25 protein-coding genes are annotated in these 23,938 nt (G+C 45.8%); 5 read left to right on the top strand and 20 right to left on the bottom strand.

Features of this window, described 5'->3' with window-relative positions:
• Positions 1–71 precede the first annotated feature (71 nt).
• The 8 genes from MASE_RS16070 to rutA all read right to left on the bottom strand — a co-directional run bounded on the left by MASE_RS16070 (position 72) and on the right by rutA (position 8,807).
• The gene (locus MASE_RS16070) at positions 72–2,390 is read right to left on the bottom strand and encodes a TonB-dependent receptor (RefSeq protein ID WP_014950773.1); all 2,319 of its coding nucleotides are present in this window, start codon (positions 2,388–2,390) and stop codon (positions 72–74) included.
• A gap of 311 nt (positions 2,391–2,701) precedes the next feature.
• Positions 2,702–4,192 (bottom strand): CoA-acylating methylmalonate-semialdehyde dehydrogenase, encoded by a 1,491-nt coding sequence (locus tag MASE_RS16075; RefSeq protein ID WP_014950774.1) that lies wholly within the window; start codon positions 4,190–4,192, stop codon positions 2,702–2,704.
• A 19-nt stretch (positions 4,193–4,211) separates the two neighbouring features.
• Positions 4,212–4,742 (bottom strand): flavin reductase, encoded by a 531-nt coding sequence (locus MASE_RS16080; RefSeq protein WP_014950775.1) that lies wholly within the window; start codon positions 4,740–4,742, stop codon positions 4,212–4,214.
• A gap of 22 nt (positions 4,743–4,764) precedes the next feature.
• Positions 4,765–5,385 carry a malonic semialdehyde reductase gene (locus MASE_RS16085; protein ID WP_014950776.1) on the bottom strand — a complete coding sequence of 207 codons (621 nt, stop codon included), beginning with the start codon at positions 5,383–5,385 and terminating at the stop codon, positions 4,765–4,767.
• Positions 5,386–5,561: 176 nt separating this feature from the next.
• A complete protein-coding gene (rutD, locus tag MASE_RS16090; protein ID WP_014950777.1) occupies positions 5,562–6,410 on the bottom strand; it encodes a pyrimidine utilization protein D in 849 nt (282 codons plus the stop codon).
• A 58-nt stretch (positions 6,411–6,468) separates the two neighbouring features.
• Complete coding sequence (gene rutC / locus MASE_RS16095; protein ID WP_014950778.1) at positions 6,469–6,852, bottom strand: pyrimidine utilization protein C; 384 nt, start codon at positions 6,850–6,852, stop codon at positions 6,469–6,471.
• Positions 6,853–6,984: 132 nt separating this feature from the next.
• A complete protein-coding gene (gene rutB / locus MASE_RS16100; protein ID WP_014950779.1) occupies positions 6,985–7,719 on the bottom strand; it encodes a pyrimidine utilization protein B in 735 nt (244 codons plus the stop codon).
• Positions 7,719–8,807, bottom strand: a complete 1,089-nt coding sequence (gene rutA / locus MASE_RS16105) for a pyrimidine utilization protein A (protein ID WP_014950780.1) — start codon at positions 8,805–8,807, stop codon at positions 7,719–7,721. The genes rutB and rutA overlap by 1 nt, the downstream gene beginning before the upstream one ends.
• Before the next feature lie 309 nt (positions 8,808–9,116).
• Here rutA and rutR point away from each other — a divergent pair, with 309 nt between their 5' ends.
• A complete protein-coding gene (rutR, locus tag MASE_RS16110) occupies positions 9,117–9,791 on the top strand; it encodes an HTH-type transcriptional regulator RutR (protein WP_014950781.1) in 675 nt (224 codons plus the stop codon).
• 87 nt (positions 9,792–9,878) lie between these two features.
• Here the strand turns inward: rutR and MASE_RS16115 are convergent, their stop codons facing one another.
• A complete protein-coding gene (locus MASE_RS16115) occupies positions 9,879–10,550 on the bottom strand; it encodes a Crp/Fnr family transcriptional regulator (RefSeq protein ID WP_014950782.1) in 672 nt (223 codons plus the stop codon).
• 87 nt (positions 10,551–10,637) lie between these two features.
• Here MASE_RS16115 and MASE_RS16120 point away from each other — a divergent pair, with 87 nt between their 5' ends.
• Together MASE_RS16120 and MASE_RS16125 are read left to right on the top strand one after the other, a co-directional pair.
• Positions 10,638–11,543, top strand: coding sequence for a sterol desaturase family protein (locus MASE_RS16120; RefSeq protein WP_014950783.1), 906 nt, complete (start codon positions 10,638–10,640; stop codon positions 11,541–11,543).
• 69 nt (positions 11,544–11,612) lie between these two features.
• Positions 11,613–11,852: a VF530 family protein gene (locus MASE_RS16125; protein ID WP_014950784.1), complete on the top strand. Its 240-nt coding sequence runs from the start codon at positions 11,613–11,615 to the stop codon at positions 11,850–11,852.
• A 74-nt stretch (positions 11,853–11,926) separates the two neighbouring features.
• On the opposite strand, the gene MASE_RS16130 is transcribed toward MASE_RS16125, so the two are convergent.
• Positions 11,927–13,267, bottom strand: coding sequence for a GntP family permease (locus MASE_RS16130; RefSeq protein WP_014950785.1), 1,341 nt, complete (start codon positions 13,265–13,267; stop codon positions 11,927–11,929).
• A 260-nt stretch (positions 13,268–13,527) separates the two neighbouring features.
• On the opposite strand from MASE_RS16130, the gene MASE_RS16135 reads away from it, so the two are divergent.
• Together MASE_RS16135 and MASE_RS16140 are read left to right on the top strand one after the other, a co-directional pair.
• The gene (locus MASE_RS16135) at positions 13,528–14,046 is read left to right on the top strand and encodes a gluconokinase (protein WP_080589189.1); all 519 of its coding nucleotides are present in this window, start codon (positions 13,528–13,530) and stop codon (positions 14,044–14,046) included.
• A gap of 68 nt (positions 14,047–14,114) precedes the next feature.
• Positions 14,115–15,122 (top strand): LacI family DNA-binding transcriptional regulator, encoded by a 1,008-nt coding sequence (locus tag MASE_RS16140; protein WP_014950787.1) that lies wholly within the window; start codon positions 14,115–14,117, stop codon positions 15,120–15,122.
• Between the two features lie 178 nt (positions 15,123–15,300).
• On the opposite strand, the gene MASE_RS16145 is transcribed toward MASE_RS16140, so the two are convergent.
• The 10 genes from MASE_RS16145 to MASE_RS16190 all read right to left on the bottom strand — a co-directional run bounded on the left by MASE_RS16145 (position 15,301) and on the right by MASE_RS16190 (position 23,936).
• Complete coding sequence (locus MASE_RS16145; protein WP_014950788.1) at positions 15,301–16,191, bottom strand: MBL fold metallo-hydrolase; 891 nt, start codon at positions 16,189–16,191, stop codon at positions 15,301–15,303.
• 63 nt (positions 16,192–16,254) lie between these two features.
• Positions 16,255–16,503, bottom strand: a complete 249-nt coding sequence (locus MASE_RS16150; protein ID WP_014950789.1) for a DUF1653 domain-containing protein — start codon at positions 16,501–16,503, stop codon at positions 16,255–16,257.
• Between the two features lie 216 nt (positions 16,504–16,719).
• Positions 16,720–17,793 carry a DNA polymerase IV gene (gene dinB / locus MASE_RS16155; protein WP_014950790.1) on the bottom strand — a complete coding sequence of 358 codons (1,074 nt, stop codon included), beginning with the start codon at positions 17,791–17,793 and terminating at the stop codon, positions 16,720–16,722.
• 272 nt (positions 17,794–18,065) lie between these two features.
• Positions 18,066–18,299 (bottom strand): (Na+)-NQR maturation NqrM, encoded by a 234-nt coding sequence (nqrM, locus tag MASE_RS16160; protein ID WP_014950791.1) that lies wholly within the window; start codon positions 18,297–18,299, stop codon positions 18,066–18,068.
• Between the two features lie 9 nt (positions 18,300–18,308).
• Positions 18,309–19,334 (bottom strand): FAD:protein FMN transferase, encoded by a 1,026-nt coding sequence (locus MASE_RS16165; RefSeq protein ID WP_014950792.1) that lies wholly within the window; start codon positions 19,332–19,334, stop codon positions 18,309–18,311.
• Between the two features lie 137 nt (positions 19,335–19,471).
• Positions 19,472–20,704, bottom strand: a complete 1,233-nt coding sequence (gene nqrF, locus MASE_RS16170; RefSeq protein WP_014950793.1) for an NADH:ubiquinone reductase (Na(+)-transporting) subunit F — start codon at positions 20,702–20,704, stop codon at positions 19,472–19,474.
• Between the two features lie 20 nt (positions 20,705–20,724).
• Positions 20,725–21,333 carry an NADH:ubiquinone reductase (Na(+)-transporting) subunit E gene (nqrE, locus tag MASE_RS16175; RefSeq protein ID WP_014950794.1) on the bottom strand — a complete coding sequence of 203 codons (609 nt, stop codon included), beginning with the start codon at positions 21,331–21,333 and terminating at the stop codon, positions 20,725–20,727.
• 3 nt (positions 21,334–21,336) lie between these two features.
• A complete protein-coding gene (locus MASE_RS16180; RefSeq protein WP_014950795.1) occupies positions 21,337–21,969 on the bottom strand; it encodes an NADH:ubiquinone reductase (Na(+)-transporting) subunit D in 633 nt (210 codons plus the stop codon).
• Positions 21,970–21,979: 10 nt separating this feature from the next.
• A complete protein-coding gene (locus tag MASE_RS16185; RefSeq protein ID WP_014950796.1) occupies positions 21,980–22,744 on the bottom strand; it encodes a Na(+)-translocating NADH-quinone reductase subunit C in 765 nt (254 codons plus the stop codon).
• The gene (locus MASE_RS16190; protein ID WP_014950797.1) at positions 22,734–23,936 is read right to left on the bottom strand and encodes an NADH:ubiquinone reductase (Na(+)-transporting) subunit B; all 1,203 of its coding nucleotides are present in this window, start codon (positions 23,934–23,936) and stop codon (positions 22,734–22,736) included. Before MASE_RS16190 ends, MASE_RS16185 begins: the two co-directional genes overlap by 11 nt.
• Positions 23,937–23,938 lie beyond the last annotated feature (2 nt).

The raw sequence follows: 23,938 nt of genomic DNA on the forward strand, positions 1-23,938 counted from the left end.
TAGCGACGCACGTTTCTTTTTAGAAGTAGGTGATACGCTTTATTTTGTTAAACAAAGCGCAACTACGCTAATTAGAAATTACGTCTTACCGTTACGCCATACGTCCTAGGCTTCGCATAGGAAATCTGGCTGGTTCCATAAAAACCAGTTACGTCAAAGCCAATAAGTTCGTGGTCTGAGTCAAACAGGTTATCTACATAAGCCGCTATTAGCCATTTGTCCTCAGCGTCTACCCAGGTTAAACGAGTATCAGCCGTGGCATAGCTATCAATTTCATGAGCTGTAAAATTCCGCGCATTGTGAAAGGTTTCCGACTGATAATTGGCTGACAGTTGGGCTGCCATATTGCCGTCGAAGGCGTCCCAGTTATAGCGAAGCATGGCAGATACTTGATACTCTGGGGTGAATGGCGGCGTTGTATCAGCAAAGTACCCAGAAGCCACTTCTAAGTCTTCAACCACTGCATCGGTATATGAAAAGTTAACCATAACATCTAAGCTGTCTGTCGGGGTTAAGAACACTTCTAATTCAACGCCGCTAAATGAGGCTTCTTCGTTTGACACCATCCCCGCATTATTCACCCACGAAAACGACTGGTAATCGCTGTAGTCATAATAAAAAACATTGGCATTAAAAACGCCGCTTCCCTGCATAAAACTGTGCTTTAAACCCGCTTCATACGCGGTAAGTTCTTCAGGTTCGTATAAGCTGAAACCTCCTTGAAGCGGGGCATTGAAACTCCCCGCTTTTACGCCCCGATTGATGCCTGCATAGTACAAACTATTACCCACACTGTATTCCAGCTGTAGCTTGGCCGACCACAGGTTTTGATCGTTAGAATCGACCAAAGTTTCTAAAGACGTCGTAATGGTATCAATTTCAATGACGCGGTCGTTAGTATTCTCGTTTTGATACACATTACCCACAAAGTCTTTGTCTTCACGGGTGTAACGCAACCCACCAACCAGAACAAGATCGTCACTCAGGCTATAGTCTATTTGCCCAAATACAGAATAAGACTCGGTTTCAAGAGACACCAAGGTGTTATTTTCTTCACCGCCTAAGAAAAAGGTGGTGGGTGAACCCGCCAAGCCTTGGCTATAATCCGTATCGATAGACAGATAATAAAGCCCCCCAACCCACTTTAAGTCTGCGGATTCACCTGAGAATCGAAACTCTTGGCTGAACTGTTCTATGGTGCTGTTAGATTGAAAAATGAGTTCGGGTGACGCTGTTTGGTCGGAGTCGAGGCCAACGGTACGTTTAAACTCTTTGTAATCAGACATGGCGAAGAAATCGAAGCTTTCAAATGCATAATCTAATGTTGCCGCGAGGCCTTTTGATTTGATTTTGTTTTGATCGTCAAAGGCAAAGTCTTTATTTACTTTATTGCCCGAACCATCAGGGTCGAAGTTACCATTGAAATCGCCGCCTTGAACGGGACGGAAAGGATCGCCATTGAAGTTGCCGTCTACGCACACGCCCGCTTGAATAGTGTCACAGCCAAGCGGGTCGTCAGCAGCATAAATAACGTCAATCACATTGCCGTCGGCATCTTTTATCTCGGTGGTGTTCACCACCTGATACGGGCCTTCACTTTTGGTTGTATCTGACCAGTTACCGCTTAGTAGCAGCGAGCCTTCTTCGCCAATGTCAAACAGCAACTGGGCACGAAACGCTTTAGTATCATCGTTGTACCCATCTTCACCGCCTCCCACAGAGCCTAAACGGGTATCGGGTGCAGCACCGTCTTCATAAATATTCTCTAGTATCTCACCTTGCTGATTAGTAAACCCAGAAAAGCGACCATAAATGCCGTCTGCTATTTCGCCTGATATCGCCCCTTCGAAGCGGTATTGTTCGAAACGTGCGGCAGTAAATTCCGCGTAGCCTTCTGTATCTGCAGTGGGCTTGGCGGTGATCGTATTAACCAGTCCGCCTGTGGCATTTCTTCCGAATAGTGTTCCCTGTGGGCCTTTGAGAATTTCGATGCGAGCCACATCGAATAAACCAAAGGTTTGTGCTTGGGTACTGGCTAAATAGCCACCGTCAACGTATACGGCCACCGGCGCTTCCGCCAAGTCAGCGTAATCATTTTGCACCACGCCTCGAATATTGAAAATAGCACGCTGACCACCGATATCACCGGCCAACGATACGCCAGGGGTAAACGCGATAAGCTCAGTACTGCTTTCAAGGCCAAGTGCCTCTAATTGTTCACCAGAAAACGCAGTAATAGCGATCCCTACATCGCTTATATTCTCGTTGCGCTTTTGCGCGGTAACTTCAATACTTTCCCAAACATTCTCTGCAGCAAAGGCCGCTGGCGTACTTAACGCCATAGCTACGGTTAACGCCAGCAGACGCTTGTGTGTGTTTAACGTATGCATGTTTTACTCTCGTTTATAGTTCTTTTTAACAAGCCTTGCGGCGGTGTTGTCCCGATATTTTTATAAGAGTAACGGTCGACGTGAACTGCATATCGATTGCCACTGGGGTGCAAACCTAAGGCAGGACTGGAGAGGAACTGCCAAAGGCTTGCGGTTTTAAATTGTTATTATTGATGGCTCATGGCTGAGCCTAAATCTCTGTTCTTTTACCTGCTGCGAGCAACTATTTGCCATACAGGCTTAATAGTTACCGTGCGTGGGCAAAGTTTTTATGGTCATTTATGGTTAATCAAGGTCAGTACGCCATGACATTAACTTGGAAATGAAAAGCTCACTCCTTCTCGAATGCCGCTTGAAGGCCAACGTTGAGTAATGGTTTTGCGTTTGGTGTAAAAGCGAACGCCATCCGGGCCGTATGCGTGAAGGTCACCAAAGAGTGAGCGCTTCCAACCACCAAAGCTGTGATAAGACACGGGCACTGGCAGCGGTACGTTTATGCCTACCATGCCCACTTGGATATTGTCTGAGAAGTAGCGGGCAGCCTCGCCATCTCGGGTGAAAATACACGTACCATTGCCGTATTCATGGCTGTCAATGAGCTGCATAGCTTGTTCCATGCTCTTAACGCGCATAACTTGTAGTACAGGGCCAAAAATCTCAGCTTTGTAGCTGGCCATTTCCGGCGTAACCTTGTCGATAAGTGTTGCACCTAAGAAGAACCCCGTCTCGTAGCCTTTTACGCTAGGGTTTCTGCCATCAACGACTACATCAGCCCCTTGCTCAGCCGCACTGGTTATGTAGCCTTCTACTTTCTCTTTGTGCTGAAGTGTAATAAGCGGTCCGAAATCGTTAGTCGCATCGTCAAAAGCCCCTACTTTTAAGCTTTCCATGGCTGATTGCATTTTATCTACAATTTCATCCGCCACTTTGTCGCCTACGGCAACCACGACAGACAACGCCATGCAGCGCTCGCCTGACGAGCCAAAAGCAGCACCTAAAAGCTGATTCACTGCGTTGTCGATGTCGGCATCGGGCATCACAATAGCGTGGTTTTTAGCGCCACCTAATGCTTGGCAGCGCTTGCCATTAGCATTGGCTTTCGAATAGATGTATTCGGCGATGGGCGTTGAACCCACAAAACTCACTGCTTTAATGCGCTCGTCATCTAGTATTTGATCAACCGCTTCTTTGTTGCCATTTATAACGTTAAAAACGCCGTCGGGTAGCCCTGCTTCTTTAAGTAGCTTTGCTAGGAAAATAGCGCAGCTTGGATCTCGCTCAGAGGGTTTTAAAACAAAGGTGTTGCCGCATACAATGGCAAGCGGAAACATCCAAAGGGGCACCATGGCCGGAAAGTTAAATGGTGTAATTCCCGCCACCACGCCAAGAGGCTGAAACTCGCTCCAAGAGTCTATGCTTGGCCCAACATTTTTACTGTGCTCGCCCTTTAACAACTGGGGTGCACCACAGGCAAACTCAACATTTTCGATACCGCGCTGTAATTCGCCTGCCGCGTCGTGGCTTATCTTGCCGTGCTCCGCACCAATTAACGCAATAATTTCATCGGCATGCTCTTCAAGTAAGCTTTTAAATTTGAACATAACGCGAGCGCGCTTACTCACTGGCGTATTGCGCCACTCAACAAACGCATTTTGCGCGCTGACGATAGCATCGTTTACCGTCGCTTTTGACGCCAGTAAAACCAGCTTCTCTGCTTCCCCCGTTGCAGGGTTATAAACATCTTGCATGCGCCCCTTTGGGGTACAGGTTTCACCGTTAATAAAGTGGCCTACTACTTTCATTATTTGTCTAATCCTTTAGTTATGCGTCTTTACATGCGCTGTGATAGCCGCGCTGATAATATAAAAGCGCGTCGGCTTCTGGGTCTTGCTTGATATCCACCACCTGGCAAAAAATAACGTCGTGAGTGGCCACACTTTTAACGTCTGTAATAATGCAATCGAAGCTTACTGCAGCATCGGCAAGCCTTGGGCAGCCAGTCGTCGATTCAACCCAATCACCAATTTCAAAGCGTTCGTTCATGGGCGCTTTACCACCGAATGTGTTTGAAATTAACTGATGCTGTGAAGTAAGGGTGTTGATAACCAAATGCGTGCTGTTTTTAAATACCTGATGTACAGATGCACCGCGATTTAAACAAACCAATAAGGTTGCAGGGTTATCACTTACGCTACATACGGCGGTCGCCGTAAAGCCTGCACGCCCTTCTGGGCCAATGGTTGTAACGACGTTTACCGCTGCCGCTAAACTCGACATACCTTCTCGATAAGCTTCGGGAGTTACCGGGGGAAGCACTTCTGTTACTGCGTTTTTTATTGCTGTAATAGTCATACAAATATCCTTTAAGTTGGCGTTACACGATGTGGCAGGCTTGCTCAAAACTTAAGCGAGGTAAGCGTTTATGTACTTTCTCTTTATCGCCGTAGCCAATGTTCAGTAAGAAATTCACCTTCCACGTGCTATCTGAAAAGAAAGTTTCGTTAAGTAATGTGGGGTTGAAACCAGACATGGCGCCAGCGTCAAGGCCTAGGGCGCGAACGGCGCTTATTAAGTAAGCCCCTTGCATAGAGCTATTGCGCATGGCGGTCTCATAGGCCGCTTCTGGACTTGAAGTAAACCAGCTTTTCGCATCTGCATAAGGGAATAACGCAGGAAGCTCTTCGTAGAACTCTTCGTCGTAGGCCACTATAACCGTACAGGGTGCGGTCATGGTTTGCTCAACATTACCGCTTGAAAGGCAAGGTTTGAGCTTTTCTCTCCCTTCATCTGAGGTAATAAAAACAAATCGCGCTGGGCTACAATTCGCCGATGTCGAGCCTACTTTTACTAAATCGTACAGCTGTTTCAACACGGCTTCTGAAATAGGGTTGTCGTGCCACTTGGTGTGGGTATGCGCATCGGTAAAGAGTTGGGCTAGTCCAGCCTCGTCAAGCGGGCTAGTTACTTTCAACTCTGCATTTTGTGTATCAGTCATTTTAAATTCATTCCAGTTTTATCAAATCTTTTAAGCACTGCGCTATGTTCTCGATTTTTGCGCTTAGCCCATTTTTAACTGCTTTCGCGTTGACGCTGTACTTGCAGCTTGCTTAGAAAGTTTTCGCCTTTTTAGCTGAAAAACACCCCAAAGCCTGATGCAGTGTCATGTTCACGTTAGGTCACTTGCCCTAAATAGCCGCGAAGCAGTTCATTAAACGCAATTGGGTTTGTAATGCTTGATGCATGCCCGCCGTACTCCATGACCGACAATTCTGCGTTGGGCATAGCTTCAGCCAACATCTGTGAACGCTGCCACGGCACCAAAGTGTCATCTTTGTTGGCAAGCGCTAACGTTGGTGTGGTGATGGCGTGCAACCTCTTATCAATATTGAACGTACTAAGGGCACCAATGCGGGCGAGCAGGTTTTCCTCGTTAGGGAAATGGTTGAGTAAGTGCGCCTCTTCCTCTGCCAAGTGGGCGGCATTCGCGGCTATCCAATCAGGCGGAAACAGCAGCAGCGCCTGAAGTTGCAAATACATGTCCTTTCTGCCTGCCGCCAATAACGCTTTGCGTATATTAAAGCAGCGCAATGTGTGCGGATTTGGACTGCTCCACGCATTTACCAGCACTAAACTTTGTAAAAGCTTAGGTTTAGACAAAGCAAGCTCAAGCCCCACCAAACCACCCAGCGCGTGACCGACGAAATGGCACGCTTGCACTTCAAGTTTTCTAAGAAGTGCAGCGAGTTCATACGTCATATTTGAAATGCTGTAATTCGCTGGCAAGTCACCCACACTTTTGTTGGTGCCACGTTGATCATAAGTGATCACTCTGTAGTCTTGGGCAAAGTCGCCCAGTTGCGGCTGCCAAAATTTAGCTGCCCCGCCTAGCCCCGAACTAAACACAATCGTGGGGGCGTCGGGCGACGTCAGACCGTGTATTTCGTAATGTAACTTGTTACGCATTTCGCCGTTCATTTCGCCGCTAATGTGGGCGTAACTTGCCTGCACATCAGAATGCATAAAGCTCACCTATATAAAACCAGTGGGCGCAGTTCGCGGGAAGTCCAAACATAATCACCTACCCAATGTGTGCTACAGACGCAATTTCAATTAAGGCTTCAGGCTTTACCAGCCCAACCTTAATGCAGTAGCGCGCTGGCTTTTCACCTGGAAAGTATTCGGCGTACACCTTGTTTACCGCGGCGTAGTCATCCCAATCGGTAATAAAAATTGAGTTGAAGGTGACGTCATCCATAGTGCCGCCCGCTTCTTCGATGACACTTTTAATGGTTTCTAGAACGTGGCGCGTTTGTGCTTCGGCGTCGCCGACGTGGACTACGTCGTTGTTTTCGTCAAACGGTAAGGTACCTGACACATATAAAATATTGTCAGCCATAGAGCCTGGAACAAAAGGAGCTATTGGCGTTGATGTACCTGCTGGAATAATGGCTTTCTTTGGCATGTTCTTATCCTTTCCGTTGCGCTTTCTATGCATTGCTGCCTAGCGCCTATAAATGATTTACTTCAAGTCGTGCTAACTGATTTATCGTGTTGTTTCTGTCTGCGTGGCTAGTAGATGCTAAGAAAAAAGTATCTAACTCGCTCCTTCAAATACTTCACAGAACTGCGCGGTGGTAGACACCCACCCGAAAAACGTCTGAATGTTGAAAAGTGAGGCCTCGTGAATGTCTGGCGGGCCAGCTTGATATGCCGCATCGGCCAGCACCACACCAAAATATTCCAGGTGGAAGCCATCGCGCAGCGTAGATTCCACACAGACATTGGTTGCAATGCCTGTAAACACTAAGTTGCGAATACCGCGTGCGCGCAGCATGCTGTCTAAATTAGTATTGTAAAAACCGCTGTAACGGGTTTTAGGAATAATGATGTCGCCATCTTGAGGCTTTAGCGCATCTACAAGCGCGTAATCCCAAGTACCCTTGGCCAGCAAACTTCCCTTAAGCTCTGGTTGTTTGCGCATGGTTTTAAGGGCATTAGACTTATACCAGTTCGGCGAACCGGGGCCGCCGGCCTCCTTGTAGTCGGCATCCCATCCATTTTGTAAGAACACCACAGGCATGCCTGCAGCCCGCGCTGTTTCAAGCACTTTAGTGGTGTTTTCAATGACTGGCGCCGTAGTGGACACATCAAAACCCGCCTTGTCTAAGTAGCCGTTTTTACTGGCATAAGCGTTTTGCAAATCCACCACAATAACGGCAGTTTCCGCAGGGTTTAACGTCAACGCTTCAGGCTTAGCTGGCAGTACGGGCTGCCCCGTCTGGCGCGCTTGAAAGCACCCTGAGACCTCAAATATTTCACCTGCTGACATTAGGCGGCTCCCGATGTGCTAAGCAAATGCTGACGGGATTTCATTAGCGGCTGAATTTTAGTGCCGAAATCATCCATGCCTTTAAGGAAGTCATCGAAGGTCAGCAATACACCTTCACAGCCCGGCACTGTGGCTATTTCATCAAGCATAGAGGCCACCGACTCATAGGAACCCACCAGCGTCCCCATGTTCAGGTTTACTGCTGAGGTTGGGTTGGTCATATCGCGGATATTCGTGTCTTTACCCGATTTCTTATCAGCAGCTCCTTGCGTTGCCATCCAGTCCAACGCTGACTGATCTTTGCCGTCTTTATAGCTTTCCCATTTCGCCATGGCGGCTTCATCCGTCTCATCGGCAATAACCATGATAAGTACCGCTGAACCTACGCTGCGACCGTGTTTTTCAGCCGCTTCAGTTAAGCGCGCTGCGGTTGGTGCAAAAGCGGTAGGTGTATTTACGCCTTTACCAAAGCAGAAATTATAGTCGGCATGACGGGCAGAGAAATCCATGCCTGCTGCGCTTTGACCGGCACAGATAAGTGGAATTTTTCGCTGTGGCTTGGGCAACATTCGGCAATCATCCATTTGGAAATGCTCGCCTTTAAAATCGCTTTTTCCGGTTTCCCATAATTCTTTGACTACCTGAATGTATTCATCCAAATACTCATAGCGGTTACCGAAAAATTCATCGCCTGGCCACATACCCATTTGCGAGTATTCAGGGCGTTGCCAGCCAGTGACTAGGTTTACGCCAAAACGTCCGTTGGAGATAGAGTCGATGGTACTGGCCATGCGCGCCATGATTGCAGGCGGCAAGACTAGTGTGGCAGCCGTGGCATATAGTTGAATTTTTGAGGTAACAGCAGCAAGGCCTGCCATTAACGTAAACGACTCTAAGTTGTAGTCCCAAAATTCGGTTTCACCGCCAAACCCTCGTAGCTTGATCATAGAGAGCGCAAAATCCATATCGTACTTTTCAGCCTTCATTACAATCTCTTTGTTGAGATCGAAGGAAGGTTTGAACTGAGGCGAATTTTTCGAAATTAGCCAGCCGTTGTTCCCAATCGGAATAAATACACCTATATCCATGTTGTACCTCTGCTTGTATGCGTTTTAAGCGGTTTATCCCGCTTTTTTTAAGGTTGCCGAATTCAAAACATTGAAGTGGCGGTATACTTAGTGAACAGCATAAAGCAGGCCAATTTATTTAACCCATAAAATTCAGTCATTTACAAAATTCGACAACCCAAATTGGACTTAATGGTTCAATTTGGAACACCAAGTCCAGTGCAATTGAACTTAATTGGTGCATATTTGTGCAAATGGGTTTATAGCGACGAAAACTCCACGTAAACTAAGCGCCTGATCACGGAAATTCCGGTAAAGAAGAGACAAGTAGTGAGTAAATCTGAAGGTCAAACAATTACGAAATCAGCGAGAGCATTTAGCCCGACCACGCAAAAGCGAAGAGAAAAAGCGTTATTAGAAAAGCGTACTCGCATTATGGATGCTGCCCTTTCCTTGTTCTCAAAGAACGGCGTGAGTGGCACCACTGTAGAGCAAGTATCGGAACTAGCGAATGTCTCAAAAAGTAATTTACTGTATTACTTTAAAAGTAAAGAGGGTTTGTACTTATCGGTTATTACCCACCTTTTAGATGTGTGGTTAACGCCCCTTCAGAGCTTTTCAGCAGAACAAGACCCTATAGAAACCCTGAGCGACTACATTAAAGTAAAACTTGAAATGTCGAGGGACAATCCAGCTGAATCTAAGCTTTTTTGTATGGAAGTGGTACAAGGTGCCCCTCTTTTAATAAAGGAATTAGAAACGCCGCTCAAAACACTGCTGGACGCGAAAAGCGCCGTCATTATCGAATGGATTGAAGCGGGTAAGCTAAAGCCTGTTGACCCTATACACTTGATATTCAGCATTTGGGCCATTACTCAGCATTACGCCGATTTCAGCGTGCAGATCAAAGCCGTAACCGGTAAAGATTTAAGCGATCCCGCTTTCTTCGAGAGCACGCTAAGCAACATTCAGCACATTATTTTAGGCGGGCTAAAGCCAGCGTAATACTTGATGCATGAGTTGCCATGGGCGTGGAATAAATTTGAGGGAGGGTCTTTTGGCGCTCTCGCATGTGGAGGACATTAACCACTCTTACAATGGTAATAGTGACGAACTTTCTTTCAAAAAACCTTCCAGTCGCTCGACCTGGGTAATTGCCACGCCCCCGTAGCGCTTTTCAATCAACTTTAAATCATACAGCCTCGTTAATGATTTATGTGCGGTAAGTACGGTAACGCCCAATCTTTCAGCATAATCGCTTTGCCTTAACGGTATAAAGACGTGCTTAGAGGTAAGATACGATTGATAAATTAGCTTAGCTAACTGGACGTGAGTGGGTAAGCGTCGAATATCATCCAACCTTTCCAGCGCCGAGTGAAGCTTTATTGCCAGTGACCGGGTGATGAATTCAGCAATCGCTGGATGTTGGCTTGTCAGAGAACGAAAAGCAGGTTCAGGTATTTGTAATACCTTACATTCCGTTAGCGCTTCAGCGTGATGCGTTCTTGCAAGTGATGCATACAATGTGAACTCGCCAAACGTATCTCCTCGTTGCAATACAGTAGTAATTTGATAACTGCCGTCCAGGCCATAATTACCAACCTTTACTTCTCCTGATACCACAACAGACAGCCCTTTGTTTTTACTTCCCCTATCGTGAATTGTCGAGGTAGCCGCATAGGTTCTTAGCGTTCCAAAAGGCAAACAAAGCTCGACGTATTCGTCAGGCATAATGGTTTGCTGTTTGCCGTGGATGTAAGACATGGCACTTAAATCTATACAAGTATATATTCTTACATGTTAACGCAATGTAAATTCACTCTCAACAATCTCTTGGCGGGAGTCATTACAATGGGTTATCAATGGGCAATTTTAGCGGTTTTTATCACGTTTGCTTTGCTGGAAGCGAAGAATGGTAAGCTATTTAAAAAAGCGACAGAAGTAAGCGATGATGGAAAAGTAGAGCTGATAGGTACGTTACTCTTATTTATTGTAACCCAGCCACTGGTTCTATTTTGTTCTGCAACAATGATGGCACTAGCATTTCCCCAATATCAGGGAATACTTGTAGATTCCCCTATTCTCTTGCACATAGCGCTACTTTTGATTTTCGATGACATGATGCAATATTGGTGGCATAGGCTCTCACATTCCACCCGATTTCTTTACAACTTACATAGAGCCCACCATAACGCTAAGTACATGAGCGTTCGCATTATTTACAGAAATAACTTTTTCTATTACCTGTTTATGCCTTCGCTATGGTTTTCCGGCGCGCTAATCTACCTAGGATTGGGTTGGACCTATGCCTTTTACTTGGTGGTTAAACTTACCGTTATCACCGGCGCCCACGCAGAGTGGAAATGGGACAAAACACTGTACAGTATTCGGTGGTTACATCCTGTAGCCTGGGTAATTGAGCGCACGATATCAACGCCTTCTACACATAGTGCGCATCATGGATTAAAAGCCGATGACGGCGTGACCAACTACAAAGGTAATTATGGAAATCTGTTGTTCTTCTGGGATGTGCTATTTGGTACCGCTAAGATCACCAGGCAGTATCCTGCGCAATACGGTATTGAGGGGATGTTTTACGCCAACTGGAAAGAACAGCTTATTTGGCCGCTTTATAAAACACCGCGAAAGCCTAGAGTAGTGCGAAGTCCATCGACGAAAGTGAACGATGCTAGCCAACCTTTGATACCGAACACAAAACAAATACCTACGGGTGAAACAATTGAAAGTAAAGCCTAGCGCATTGATACGCAGCAAGTGGGTTCGTGCTAGAATAGGGTCTTAATCTAGAACAAGCAGCGGCACTTTATGAATCAACAACCTAATAATCCCTTACATGGCTTAACGCTAGAGAAAATCGTCACGCAACTTCACGAGCGTTACGGATGGGATGGATTGTATTACCGCATCAAAGTGAACTGCTTTAATAACGATCCTTCGATTAAATCGTCACTTAAGTTTCTTAGAAAAACCCAATGGGCGCGAGATAAAGTAGAGCAGCTTTATATACAGACGTTTAGTAATAATGCCTCAAATGGTGAATCTTAAAGCCATTTGAGCTGCAAAAACTTGAAACCGGTTTCCACAAAAACGATTCAAGTGGGTCTGAGCCGCTTGGGACATTAGACAAATAAACCAAGCATTAGTACGAGAAAAAGCCCAATAAAACCTATTAGGGTTGCCATACACGTCCAAGACACAAACGTGTCTTTCACAGAAATATCAAAATAACGGTTTACGATCCAAAACCCCGTATCGTTCACGTGAGACATGGCCGTAGCGCCTGCCGCTATAGCAATTGTCATCAGGGCGAGTACTGATGGTGAAAACGCCAGTTCCTGCACTACAGGACCCATTAAACCAGCAGCCGTTAACATGGCCACCGTAGCCGAGCCCTGAATAATTCTGACTGAAATTGCGATAAGAAATCCGGCTGCCAATGGTGGGAGCGGCGATAATGCGACAACATCGGCGAAGGCCTGCCCCGCCCCAGAATCGATGAGCACTTGTTTAAACATGCCACCCGCGCCTGTCACCAGTATGACTAGGGCAACCGGTTCTAACCCTCTTGATGCAATGTTTCTAATTTGTTCGCTTGATAAGCCTTGCTTCTTCCCTAGCACTTTAAAACAAGCAATGGTTGCAATGGTCAGGGCGATAAAGGGATGCCCAATAAATAGCAACGCCTCCTTCAAGACACCTTCGGAAAGCGTAAACTTTGCCAACGTACCCACCAGAATAGCCACTAGCGGAAATGTCAGTAGCGCCGCAACTGAACCAAAGCTGGGGAGTTCCATTGGCTTTTTATGTGAAGCTTCAATGATATGGTTTGGGACAGGTACGTGCAGGCGTTTCGCTAAAAATGTTGCGTAAATTGGGCCGGCTAAACAGGCGCAAGGAATACCAACGATAAAGCCGAACAAAATGACTAAGCCGATATCCGCCCCTAAAATTGAAGCTACCGCTACAGGTCCTGGTGTTGGAGGAATAAAAGCGTGAGTGACAGCGAGTCCTGCTGTGAGCGGGATTCCGTAATAAATAAGCGACTTTCCTGATTTCTTTGCTAACGAATAAATAAGAGGCATTAATATGATAAGCCCCACTTCAAAGAAGACAGGTATAGCAACAAGAAACCCCGTTAACACAACCGCCCACTGACTATTCTTATCACCAAATTTATTGTTGATAGTTTGCGAAAGCCTATCAATGCCACCGGATTCTTCTAAGAATTGCCCGAACATAGCACCAAGGCCAACAATGGTCGCTACAAATCCCAGCGTGTTGCCCATGCCTGACTGCATGGAAGCCAGTACGTCGGCCGCTTGCATTCCCGTACCCAGGCCAACAAACGCTGCTGCCACAAGGATAGCGATAAAAGCATGAACTTTTCTAACTACAACTAAATATGTGAGAAGCACAATGCTACAAATGGCGACAAAAAGAAGGGAAAAAGTATCGGTCATACGTGCTCTCTGGTACCTGTTAGTGACACTGTCTTCATGTTGACGAAGCCATAATACGGAAATCACCCGCTACCTTTACAAGCTAAGTTAAAAAACCCAGTCAATGTTAAAAATTTATTAATACAAGATAGCTATCTGGTAACACTATTATAATCACCCCTTGAACGCAACCGGTTTCCAAACTAATATTTATGAGTAAGATGGAGACCAAATAACTCGCTCTTGATGTACTCCTGAACTTTAATGTGAGAGATAAGCTTATGACCCATTGCCATGTATTTTTCGTTTCGGGAGTTTCAGGGACTGGAAAATCGACTTTGAGCCAGCATTTAGCCCAACGTTTTGACATGCCTTTCGAAGAAGGAGATCGTTACCATAGCGAGGCAAACGTAGAGAAAATGTCTTCAGGTATACCACTGCAGGATGCAGACAGATGGGAGTGGTTAATTACGTTAAACATGATTGCCAAGCAACACATTCACGCCGGCCGGAACGTGGTTATAAGCTGTTCAGCGCTGCGCTCAGCCTATCGTGACGTGCTAACCAAAGATATCGCGCCTCACTGCCACTTTATTTACCTTCATGCGTCACAGTCTGTGCTTAGTGCGCGATTAAAACAACGGGAGCATTTTTTTAACGGTGATGCTATGCTCGAAAGCCAGTTTGCAGCCTTAGAGCTGCCTTCTAAAGACAACGCATTCATTATTGATGTTACACAAACTTTCGAGTGTGTTTCTCAGCTGGCGGAAGACTTTATACGCCCTTTGATATCGAATTAAACATCACGACATTAACACTCACTTCCGCGCGGATTAGCGGACCTAGCAGCACATAAAAAGATCGAAGAATGAGTAAGGTAAAAAAGTCACGCACAAAAATATCAGACGTAGCCAATCATTTGGGGGTTCACAAAACTACCGTATCTCGTGCGCTTAATAATTCTAGTGGCATTTCTAAATCACTCGCCCTTAAGATCAAAAATGCAGCGCGAGAGCTAAACTATATTCCGAACCGCGCCGCCCAGTCATTATGCTCAGACAATAATAGAACCATCGCGTTATTGCTTCCGTCTTTTGGAAACAATGTGTTTAACGATGTGATGTTAGGCGTGAAGGCCGTTGCCGACAAAGCCAATTATGCACTGATGATTGGCGACTCGACCTATACCGAGCTTGGCGAGGAGCGTACTGTCGAATCTTACATTCAACAAAACGTGAGTGGATTCATTCTTACTTCCACGCGCCACACTGAAGAAACGAGAAAAATGCTGCTAGCCACAGGGACGCCTGTGGCCGAAATTATGGATATTTCTAGTGAGCCTTTTGATATTAACTACGGGGTAAATAACGAATTAGCAGCCCAGTCTATGACCCAGCATCTTATCGACAAAGGGCGCCGCAACATTGCTTTTTGCTCATTGTATTTAGATTGGCGTGCAATATTGAGAAAGCAGGGCTGGGCAACCGCACTGGACAATGCTGAGTTGTCCGCCGAGCGATATGTTTCCTCTAGAGCCGACGCCACATTTCAAGCTGGTGCTGAGCTTCTTTCAGAAACACTGCATAAATGGCCGGATACTGATGCGCTATTTTTTGTGAGTGACGAGCTTGCTGCTGGCGCGGTGATGGAATGTAATAGACGAGGTATCAAGCCTGGTAAGGATATCGATATCTGCGGTTTCAACGACTTGAGTTTTGCGCGCTCAATTTACCCTGCCCTAACTACCGTATCAGTCCCGCGCCGTAAGATGGCAGAAATGGCAGCTGAATCATTGATATCGCTAATAGAGGGCGAAGACGTTGAACAAGCGAGCCAAGTTCTACCCTTTGAGCTTAAAATACGAGAAACCGCTTAGTAGACGTTTGGCAGCTTTAGCCCCTAGACTTGGTGCTCGTAAACCTGCGTTTCCTAACCTATTGCCTTTGAAGTTAGTCCTCAAAAACCCAGTGATAGTGCCATTTTAACGAAATTGCAGGGGCGTAAAGAAAACTCCCCTGCACACTCGCTCGATATTAAAGTGTAACCATTACTATTTAGGCATCAGTATAGAGTGTAGTTATCCACTTCTCTTCATTGATGAAATTCCAGCTCCAGTCGGCCCACTTATCGTCTAAGCCCATCGCTTTAACTTCATCGAGGGTTTTGCCGTCTTGCTTAAGTGCCTTAACGTAGCTGAACGTTTCAGAGATCATAGCTAAAAATGCGCTGTATTCTTGCTTGTTACTGATGTCGCCGTGGCCAGGAATAATAACGGTTTCATCGTCTATTTTAGCAAGCAGCTGTTTTACTGAGTCCATATAGCCTTCCACATTACCGCCAGCACCTTGGTCGATGTAGGGAAAGCGACCATTAAAGAACAAGTCGCCGGTGTGCATAACGTTGGGTTGCTCGAACCACACTACGCTATCGCCGTCGGTGTGGCCTACCGCTAAGTGCATCACGTGAAGGGTTTCACCATTGAAGTAAATTTTTATGCCGTCTTCATAGGTGATAGTTGGCAGCGCTTCCGGTTTTATCTTTTCATCGTTAGCTAGGCGAACACGCACATTTTCGTGCGCCAGAATGGTCGCGCCTTTATGGCTGTGGAAAAACGCATTAGAGCCTGTGTGATCGCCGTGATAGTGCGTGTTTATCACATACTTTGGCTTGTCACTCCCGAGCTCACCAAGCTGGGCCGCTATCTTTTCTGCAAGCGGCGCAAATTGATCGTCGATGATCAAAACACCGTCTTCCCCAGCAGATACGCCGATATTTCCACCTGCACCTGTAAGCATGTGCACTGAGCCTTTTATCGCTGTCGCTTTAACTTCGACATCGGCAAATCTATCTTGTGCATTTGCGGGATTAATCGTTGAATAAACCAAAGGGCTCGCAGCAATAAACGCAGCCAAAATGTGTGCGCTAAAACGAGGTGCAGTTTTCATTATTATTTCCTTGTAAGAAGCCTGTTTATTAAAGACCTCTTACACTATGACCTAATTTCACAATTAGATCATTTTTTCATCATCTGGAATATTGCCAACATAAGCAAAACGGGGAAGTGTTTCTCCGTCTTTTTCAACCGACTCAACAAACATATCTAGTGGACGAACCCAAAGCGCTTTTTCGCCGTAGCATGGGCGGTATACCACTAGCTTACTTTCATCTTCTGAATGCGTCGCCACTTCGTATACATCGTATAAATTACCTTTGTAATGCTTGTAGCGACCTGGGGTTTTAAGTTCTTTCGAGTCCATAACGTCCTTCATTAAAGTGGAAAAAAATAGTAAGGGTTAGCCAATAGCTTACATTTGCCAAAGATTAAATGGTCTTAGAAACTAAACTCTGTGGGATTGGCCTTTAATCGAGTAATAAAAAAGCGTCGACCTATCGCATAGTATCAGTGCGTTAAGTATAACAAGTGGTTAGATTGAGGCTACTGCATGTTAGTACTTAACAAGTGAGCTTATTGGCTAAATCGGTTCAAAAGGTAACACCAATTGCTGTGTTGATTGGTCGGCAGCAAGGCCTATGTGAACGCCAACAAGACGAATACCCCGCCCTGTTGCTCGTTCGAAGGCTTCCTGCATTAACGTGCGAAAATACGCCTCATCAAGCGTGGCACAGCGGTGTTCTACCGTGGTTAGTTGGAAGTCGTTAAACTTAAGCTTAACGCCCTGCGTGCGAATACGTACAGGCTTACCCGTTCGCTTCTTGTGATTTTCCATTCGCTCTTGAAGCTTTTCGAATAAATGTGGCAAAAAATCTATGCATTGCTCGAAGGTGTGAATGTCTTCGCTTAGCGTGCGCTCTACGCCGATAGACTTTCGCTCACGAGATACCGATAGTTCACGTTCATCAATACCGTGAGCACGCTCCCACAGCACACTGCCAAATTTACCCAGCTCTTTTTGAATGCGCTCAAAAGGGTATTGGCGAACATCGTCGCAGGTATTAAGCCCCATACGCTGAAGCTTTTGCATGGTGACTTTGCCTACGCCCGGTATTTTCTTTAGTGGCATTTCGCGTACAAACTCATCGAGCTTATCAGGAGTAATAACACAAATTCCATCGGGCTTATTTTCATCGCTCGCCACTTTAGCCACAAACTTACAAGGCGCAACACCTGCTGAAGCTGTAAGCCCAAGTTCATTTTTAATGCGCTCGCGTATTTCTTCGGCAATTAACGTGGCGCTGCCACCGCAAAATTCACTGTTAGTCACGTCTAGGTAGGCTTCATCTAATGATAAAGGCTCAATGAGGTCGGTATAATCAGCAAATATCTTACGTATTTTTTGCGACTCGGCAGCGTACACATCCATGCGCCCTTTTACGAGGGTCAAGTTTGGGCATAACTTTAAAGCATACGCTGTAGCCATAGCTGAGCGCACACCAAATTTACGGGCGGGATAGTTACAGGTAGAAATAACCCCTCGACGGTCGGCACTGCCGCCTATCGCAATGGGAATATCGCGCAAGGCTGGGTTGTCGCGCATTTCAACTGCGGCGTAAAAACAATCCATGTCGACGTGGATAATTTTTCGCATTACCTGCCTTTGCTCTTTACGTGCTTACGAAAACTGTATAAAAAGACAGTATATTATTATTAGTGGTGAATTACACTATTTCGTTGTGATCTCCCAAAAAACTGATGGCTCGGCTAGCTACATTTCAACCAAGTCACAGTGTGAGCGAATTCATCGAAACAACGTCAATAGAGCTCAATATTAAAGAACGTAATAGATATACCCACAAAAAAAGCGCTGTCGATTAGTATCAAACAGCGCTTTTAAACCTTAAACCAACGATGGGTTGAGCATTACAAAATTTGGTTCTGCTTCCACTCGTTTAGTTTTTTCTGGCGGGCTTCTTCTTTTTCCATGCGCGACTTTTTACGGTCACACGGTTCTGGACAGTCACAGGCTTTTTCAATACCTAGTGCACCTAAGCCACCACAGCTTCCAGAGATTGATTTTTTCTGAAAAAGGTAACCTACGGCCATAGCCAGTACCATTGTTAGAAAGAAACCAAAAGCAAGAATGAATGTAGACATTGCTACCCCCTAATTATGAACTGTGACCAGTTTATCAAATTCTGGCGATGCATACTCTTCAAATCCGTCTTCTGTGCGACGAATGAGGAATACAGCGAGTTGTTCTTGCTCAGCAACCGCTATCGCTTGTTCCCATCCCATTACATTAAACGCCGTAGCCAAACCATCAGACGTCATTGAAGAAGGATGAATTACCGTAACCGAAACCAGGTTATGTGAGATAGGTTTGCCCGTTGTGGGGTCGATTAGATGCGAATAACGAACGCCGTCTTCTTCGTAATAGTTGCGATAGTCACCTGATGTAGCAACCGCGTTTTCTCCTATTGAGACAACTTTTTGAACAGCACGTTCAGTGGTAACTGGCTTTTCAATGGCAATCAGCCACTCACTGCCGTCGCCTCGTTCACCTTTCACACGCATTTCACCACCTATTTCTACAAGGTAGTTTTCAATGTTGTGGTTTTCAAGGATCTCCGCCACTTCATCAACGCCAAAGCCTTTTGCAATAGTCGACAGGTCGACATAAAGCATTGGGTGACTTTTCTTTAAGCCAGTAGGCGTGGTTGACAGCTTCTTATAACCCACATATTCGCGAATATCGTCGATGTCTGTCTGGCTTGGTACTTTTTCAGGGCGCTTAGTTGGGCCAAACCCCCATAAATTAACCAATGGACCAACGGTAACATCAAGTACTCCGCCACTAAGGTTAGCCAAGCGTAGTGCCTCGTTAACCACGGTTAGCGTATCTGGCGATACGGCGAAATTGTCGGTGTAGCGGTATTGATTGAACCTTGATAGTTCTGACGTTGGGTCGTAAGTAGACATCATCTTGTTAACTTCAACAAGACGGGCATCTATTTCAGCTTGTAAGCCTTCTACCGGTGTCTCCGCTACAAGGTACTTAACGTTGTAGGTTGTGCCCATTGTCTGCCCTTGCAGGTGTACTACAGGCGTTTTTTCGTCGCTACAGCTTGCGAGAAGTAGAATACCTACCGCAACAAAGGCGAGGAAAATTCGAATAGCAAATCGAATCACGATGTTGTCCTTAGCTAATATGCACATTATTCAATCGCTATTATGTGCATTCTGCGTTTTGCTTCAACGAAAAAGGGGCTTACGCCCCTTTTAATATGCTTAATAACTTTTAAGCGAGTAGCTCTTAAATTAAACGCCTAGCCACCGAAGTCATCTAGCATGATGTTTTCGTCCTCAACACCTAAATCTTTAAGCATGTTGATTACGGCCGCGTTCATCATAGGTGGTCCACACATGTAGAACTCACAGTCTTCTGGTGCAGGGTGATCTTTCAAGTAGTTCTCAAGAAGTACTTGGTGGATAAACCCAGTGTAACCTTCCCAGTTGTCCTCTGGCTGAGGATCAGAAAGTGCTACATGCCACTCAAAGTTATCGTTTTCTGCTGCTAGCTCGTCGAAGTCTTCTGTATAGAACATTTCACGAAGTGAACGTGCACCGTACCAGAAGCTCATCTTACGCTTAGACTTAAGGCGACGAAGCTGATCGAAGATGTGAGAACGCATTGGGGCCATACCTGCACCACCACCTACGAATACCATTTCGTTTTCAGTTTCTTTCGCGAAGAATTCACCGAATGGACCAGAGATAGTCGCTTTGTCACCTTCTTTCAGGCTCCAAATGTACGATGACATTTTACCCGCAGGTAGGCTTAAGTTATTAGGTGGCGGCGTAGCGATACGCACGTTCAACATAATAATGCCTTCTTCTTCTGGGTAGTTCGCCATTGAGTAAGCACGAATAGTCTCTTCGTCTACTTTAGACTCGATGTCGAAGAAGCCAAAACGCTCCCAGTCACCGCGGTATTCTTCAGGAATATCGAACTCTTTGTACTTAACGTGGTGCGCTGGCGCTTCAATCTGAATATAACCACCTGCACGGAAAGGTACACTTTCACCGTTTGGAATTTTAAGCTTAAGTTCTTTGATAAAGGTTGCTTTGTTATCGTTAGAGATAACTTCACAATCCCACTTCTTAACACCAAATACCGACTCTTCCAGCTCAATTTCCATGTCCTGCTTGATAGCAACCTGACATGAAAGACGGCAGCCTTCGCGCGCTTCACCTTTAGTGATGTGGTCTAGTTCAGTTGGAAGGATTTCACCACCACCTGAGTGTACATCTACACGACACTGGCCACATGAGCCACCGCCACCACACGCAGACGATACGAAGTAACCTGCGTCAGCTAGTGCACCAAGAAGTTTGCCACCCGGTGCAGTTTTGATTGCCTTGTCTGGGTCACCATTGATAGTGATCGTTACATCACCACTTGGTACCAATTTAGACTTGGCAAACATAATGATAAATACTAGCGCCAATACGATGGCAATAAACATGCCGACGCCAAGAAATATTTCTACGTTATTCATTTATATGCTCCCGAGCTCTATTACAGCTGAATACCAGTGAATGACTGGAAGCCAAGTGCCATTAGGCCAGCGATCATGAATACAGAACCAAGACCACGAACACCATCAGGCATATCAGCATACTTCAGCTTTTCACGTACTGCCGCTAGCAATACAATTGCTAGTGCCCAGCCCATACCACTACCAACGCCGTAAACGATGCTTTCAGTGAAGTTGTATTCACGCTGTACCGCAAACGCCACACCACCGAAGATTGCACAGTTAACGGTAATTAGCGGAAGGAAGATACCTAGTGCGTTGTAAAGCGCAGGGAAGAACTTGTCTAAGCTCATCTCTAGAATCTGTACCAACGCCGCGATAACACCGATAAACGTTAGGAAGTTAAGGAAGCTTAGGTCAGCTTCTGGGAAACCTGCCCATGCTAGTGCGCCTGGAGCAAGAATGTTTACATAAATAACTTGGTTAACGGGTACAGAGATACCTAGTACCACGATAACTGCAACACCAAGACCCATAGCAGTTTTAACTTTCTTAGATACCGCTAGGAATGTACACATACCTAAGAAAAGTGATAACGCCATGTTCTCAACGAAAATTGAGCGAACAAATAACGACAAATAATGTTCCATGACTTACTCCTTAGGCTCTACTTGCTCTGGACGGATAGTACGGATAAACCAAATCATACCGCCGATTAAGAAGAATGAGCTGAATGGTAGGATTAACAAACCGTTACCCTGATACCAGCCACCGTTTTGAACCAGTGGAAGGATTTCGAAACCTAAAATAGTACCGAAACCAAATAGCTCTTTAATTGTACCAATAACAATTAGAATGAAAGAGTAACCCAAGCCGTTACCAATACCATCAAGGAAGCTCATCAGAGGTGGGCTCTTCATGGCGTAAGCTTCAGCACGACCCATTACGATACAGTTAGTAATAATCAGACCAACGAATACCGACAGCTGCTTCGATATTTCATACGAATACGCTTTCAGAATTTGGTCAACAACGATTACCAACGACGCAATGATAGTCATCTGGATAATAATTCGAACGCTAGATGGGATCTGGTTACGAATTAGTGAAATAAACAAGTTTGAGAACGCTACAACGCTTGTAAGCGCAAGCGACATTACCAATGCTGTTTCCAGCTTAGTGGTAATTGCCAGTGCTGAACAGATACCCAATACCTGTAGGGCGATCGGGTTGTTGTCCAGGATTGGCCCAAAGAGGGCCTTTTTCATTTCTTTAGTATCTGCCATGAGACTTCCCTTATGAACGCCATGCTTGGTTCTTCAGGAACTGGCCGAAGCCTTGCTCGCCTACCCAGTAACGAATTGTGTTTTCAACACCGTTGCTGGTTAGGGTTGCACCTGAAAGCGCATCGATAGTGTGAGGATTGCTAGGGTTAGCATTTTTCACTACGCGAATAGCAACTTCGCCATTCTCGTAAAGCTCTTTGCCGTCCCATTTGTCCTGCCAAGCAGGGTTTTGCACTTCACCACCTAGTCCTGGCGTTTCTTTTTGCTGATAGTAAATAAGCTCGCGAACCGTTTGGCCGTCTGCGTCTACCGCTAAGAAACCGTACATAAGATCCCAAAGGCCGCTGCCGTGAACAGGAAGGATGATACGAGATACATCACCTGCGTCGTCGCGAACTAAGTAAACACTTGCCACGTTAGGGCGACGTTGGAAACCAACATTGCTGTTAGTTACCTTTGTGCTGTACTCAGTTTCTTTGGCTGCTTTATACATATCGTAATCTGGCTTAGGCGCTTCTACGAAAGTACCTTCGTCAAGATTAACAAAACGCTGTTCTACTCGCTCGCTGTACGTGCTTTCAATTGCGCTATTGCTCATGCCCATTTCATAAAGGCCTGCAGCATTAAGAATGTTGCTCTTTTTATCTAGAGCTGCGTTTGTTTGTTGTAGAGAGCGAAGGCCAACAGCCGCACCAGAAACAACAATTGAACAAACTAAACATACGGCAACAACAATACCTACCGTTTTGCCTAAAGATTCTTTCTTAGCCGACACGTGCTACCCTCCGCTTGATATTGCTTTGTGCGACGAAATAGTCGAACAGTGGCGCCCACAAGTTAGCAAATAGAATTGCTAGCATTACACCTTCAGGGAAGGCTGGGTTTAGGACGCGGATTAGTACCGTCATGAAACCAATGAAGATACCGTAAGCCCACTTACCTTGGTTTGTGAACGACGCAGAAACTGGGTCTGTCGCCATAAAGAACATACCAAAAGCAAGACCACCAACAACAAAGTGCCAATGAGCAGGCATTGCAAACATAGGGTTCGTATCGCTGCCGATTAGGTTTAGCAAGGTTGCGAAGAACGCCACACCAATTGCTACACCAGCAACAATGCGCCAGCTTGCTATACGCATGTACATGATGAACAAGCCACCAAGAATAATAGCAAGGGTAGACACCTCACCCGCTGAACCTGAGATAGTACCGATGAAGCTGTTCATCCACTGATCCATGTTCGCGTAATCAAGGTTGCCTGAAGCCGCTTGGCTTAGAGACGTTGCACCAGAATAACCATCTGCCGCTACCCATACTTGGTCACCTGAAATTTGCGCAGGATACGCAAAGTAAAGGAATGCACGACCAGACAATGCTGGGTTAAGGAAGTTACGACCTGTACCACCGAATACTTCTTTAGCAATTACAACACCGAAGGTAATACCTAGTGCAACTTGCCATAGAGGAATAGTAGCTGGAAGTGTTAGTGCGAATAGTACCGATGTAACGAAGAAACCTTCGTTAACTTCGTGCTTGCGCACAGACGCGAACAATACTTCCCAGAAACCACCTACCGCGAACGTTACCGCGTAGATTGGCAGCCAGAAACATGCGCCATAGAAGAATAGACCTAGTGTACCCGCATTTGCCAAGTCACCGCCAAGGGCAGCGAATAGGCCTGCTTGCCACGTATCAGGTAGTGTTCCTGCGCCAGCAGCAATTGCTTCTTGCGCTTGGAAACCAATGTTATACATACCAAAGAACATAGCTGGGAATGTTGCCATCCATACCATGATCATGATGCGCTTAAGGTCAATGCTGTCACGCACGTGCGTGTTAGCTTTATTTACTTTACCTGGGGTGTAGAAAATGGTCGCCGCAGCTTCGTAAAGCGCATACCACTTTTCATGCTTACCACCTGGTTCGAAGTTTGGTTCGATCTTTTCTAAATACGCTTTTAAACCCATGA

The sequence above is a fragment of the Alteromonas macleodii ATCC 27126 genome, from assembly GCF_000172635.2.
In the GTDB taxonomy this organism is placed as follows: domain Bacteria; phylum Pseudomonadota; class Gammaproteobacteria; order Enterobacterales; family Alteromonadaceae; genus Alteromonas; species Alteromonas macleodii.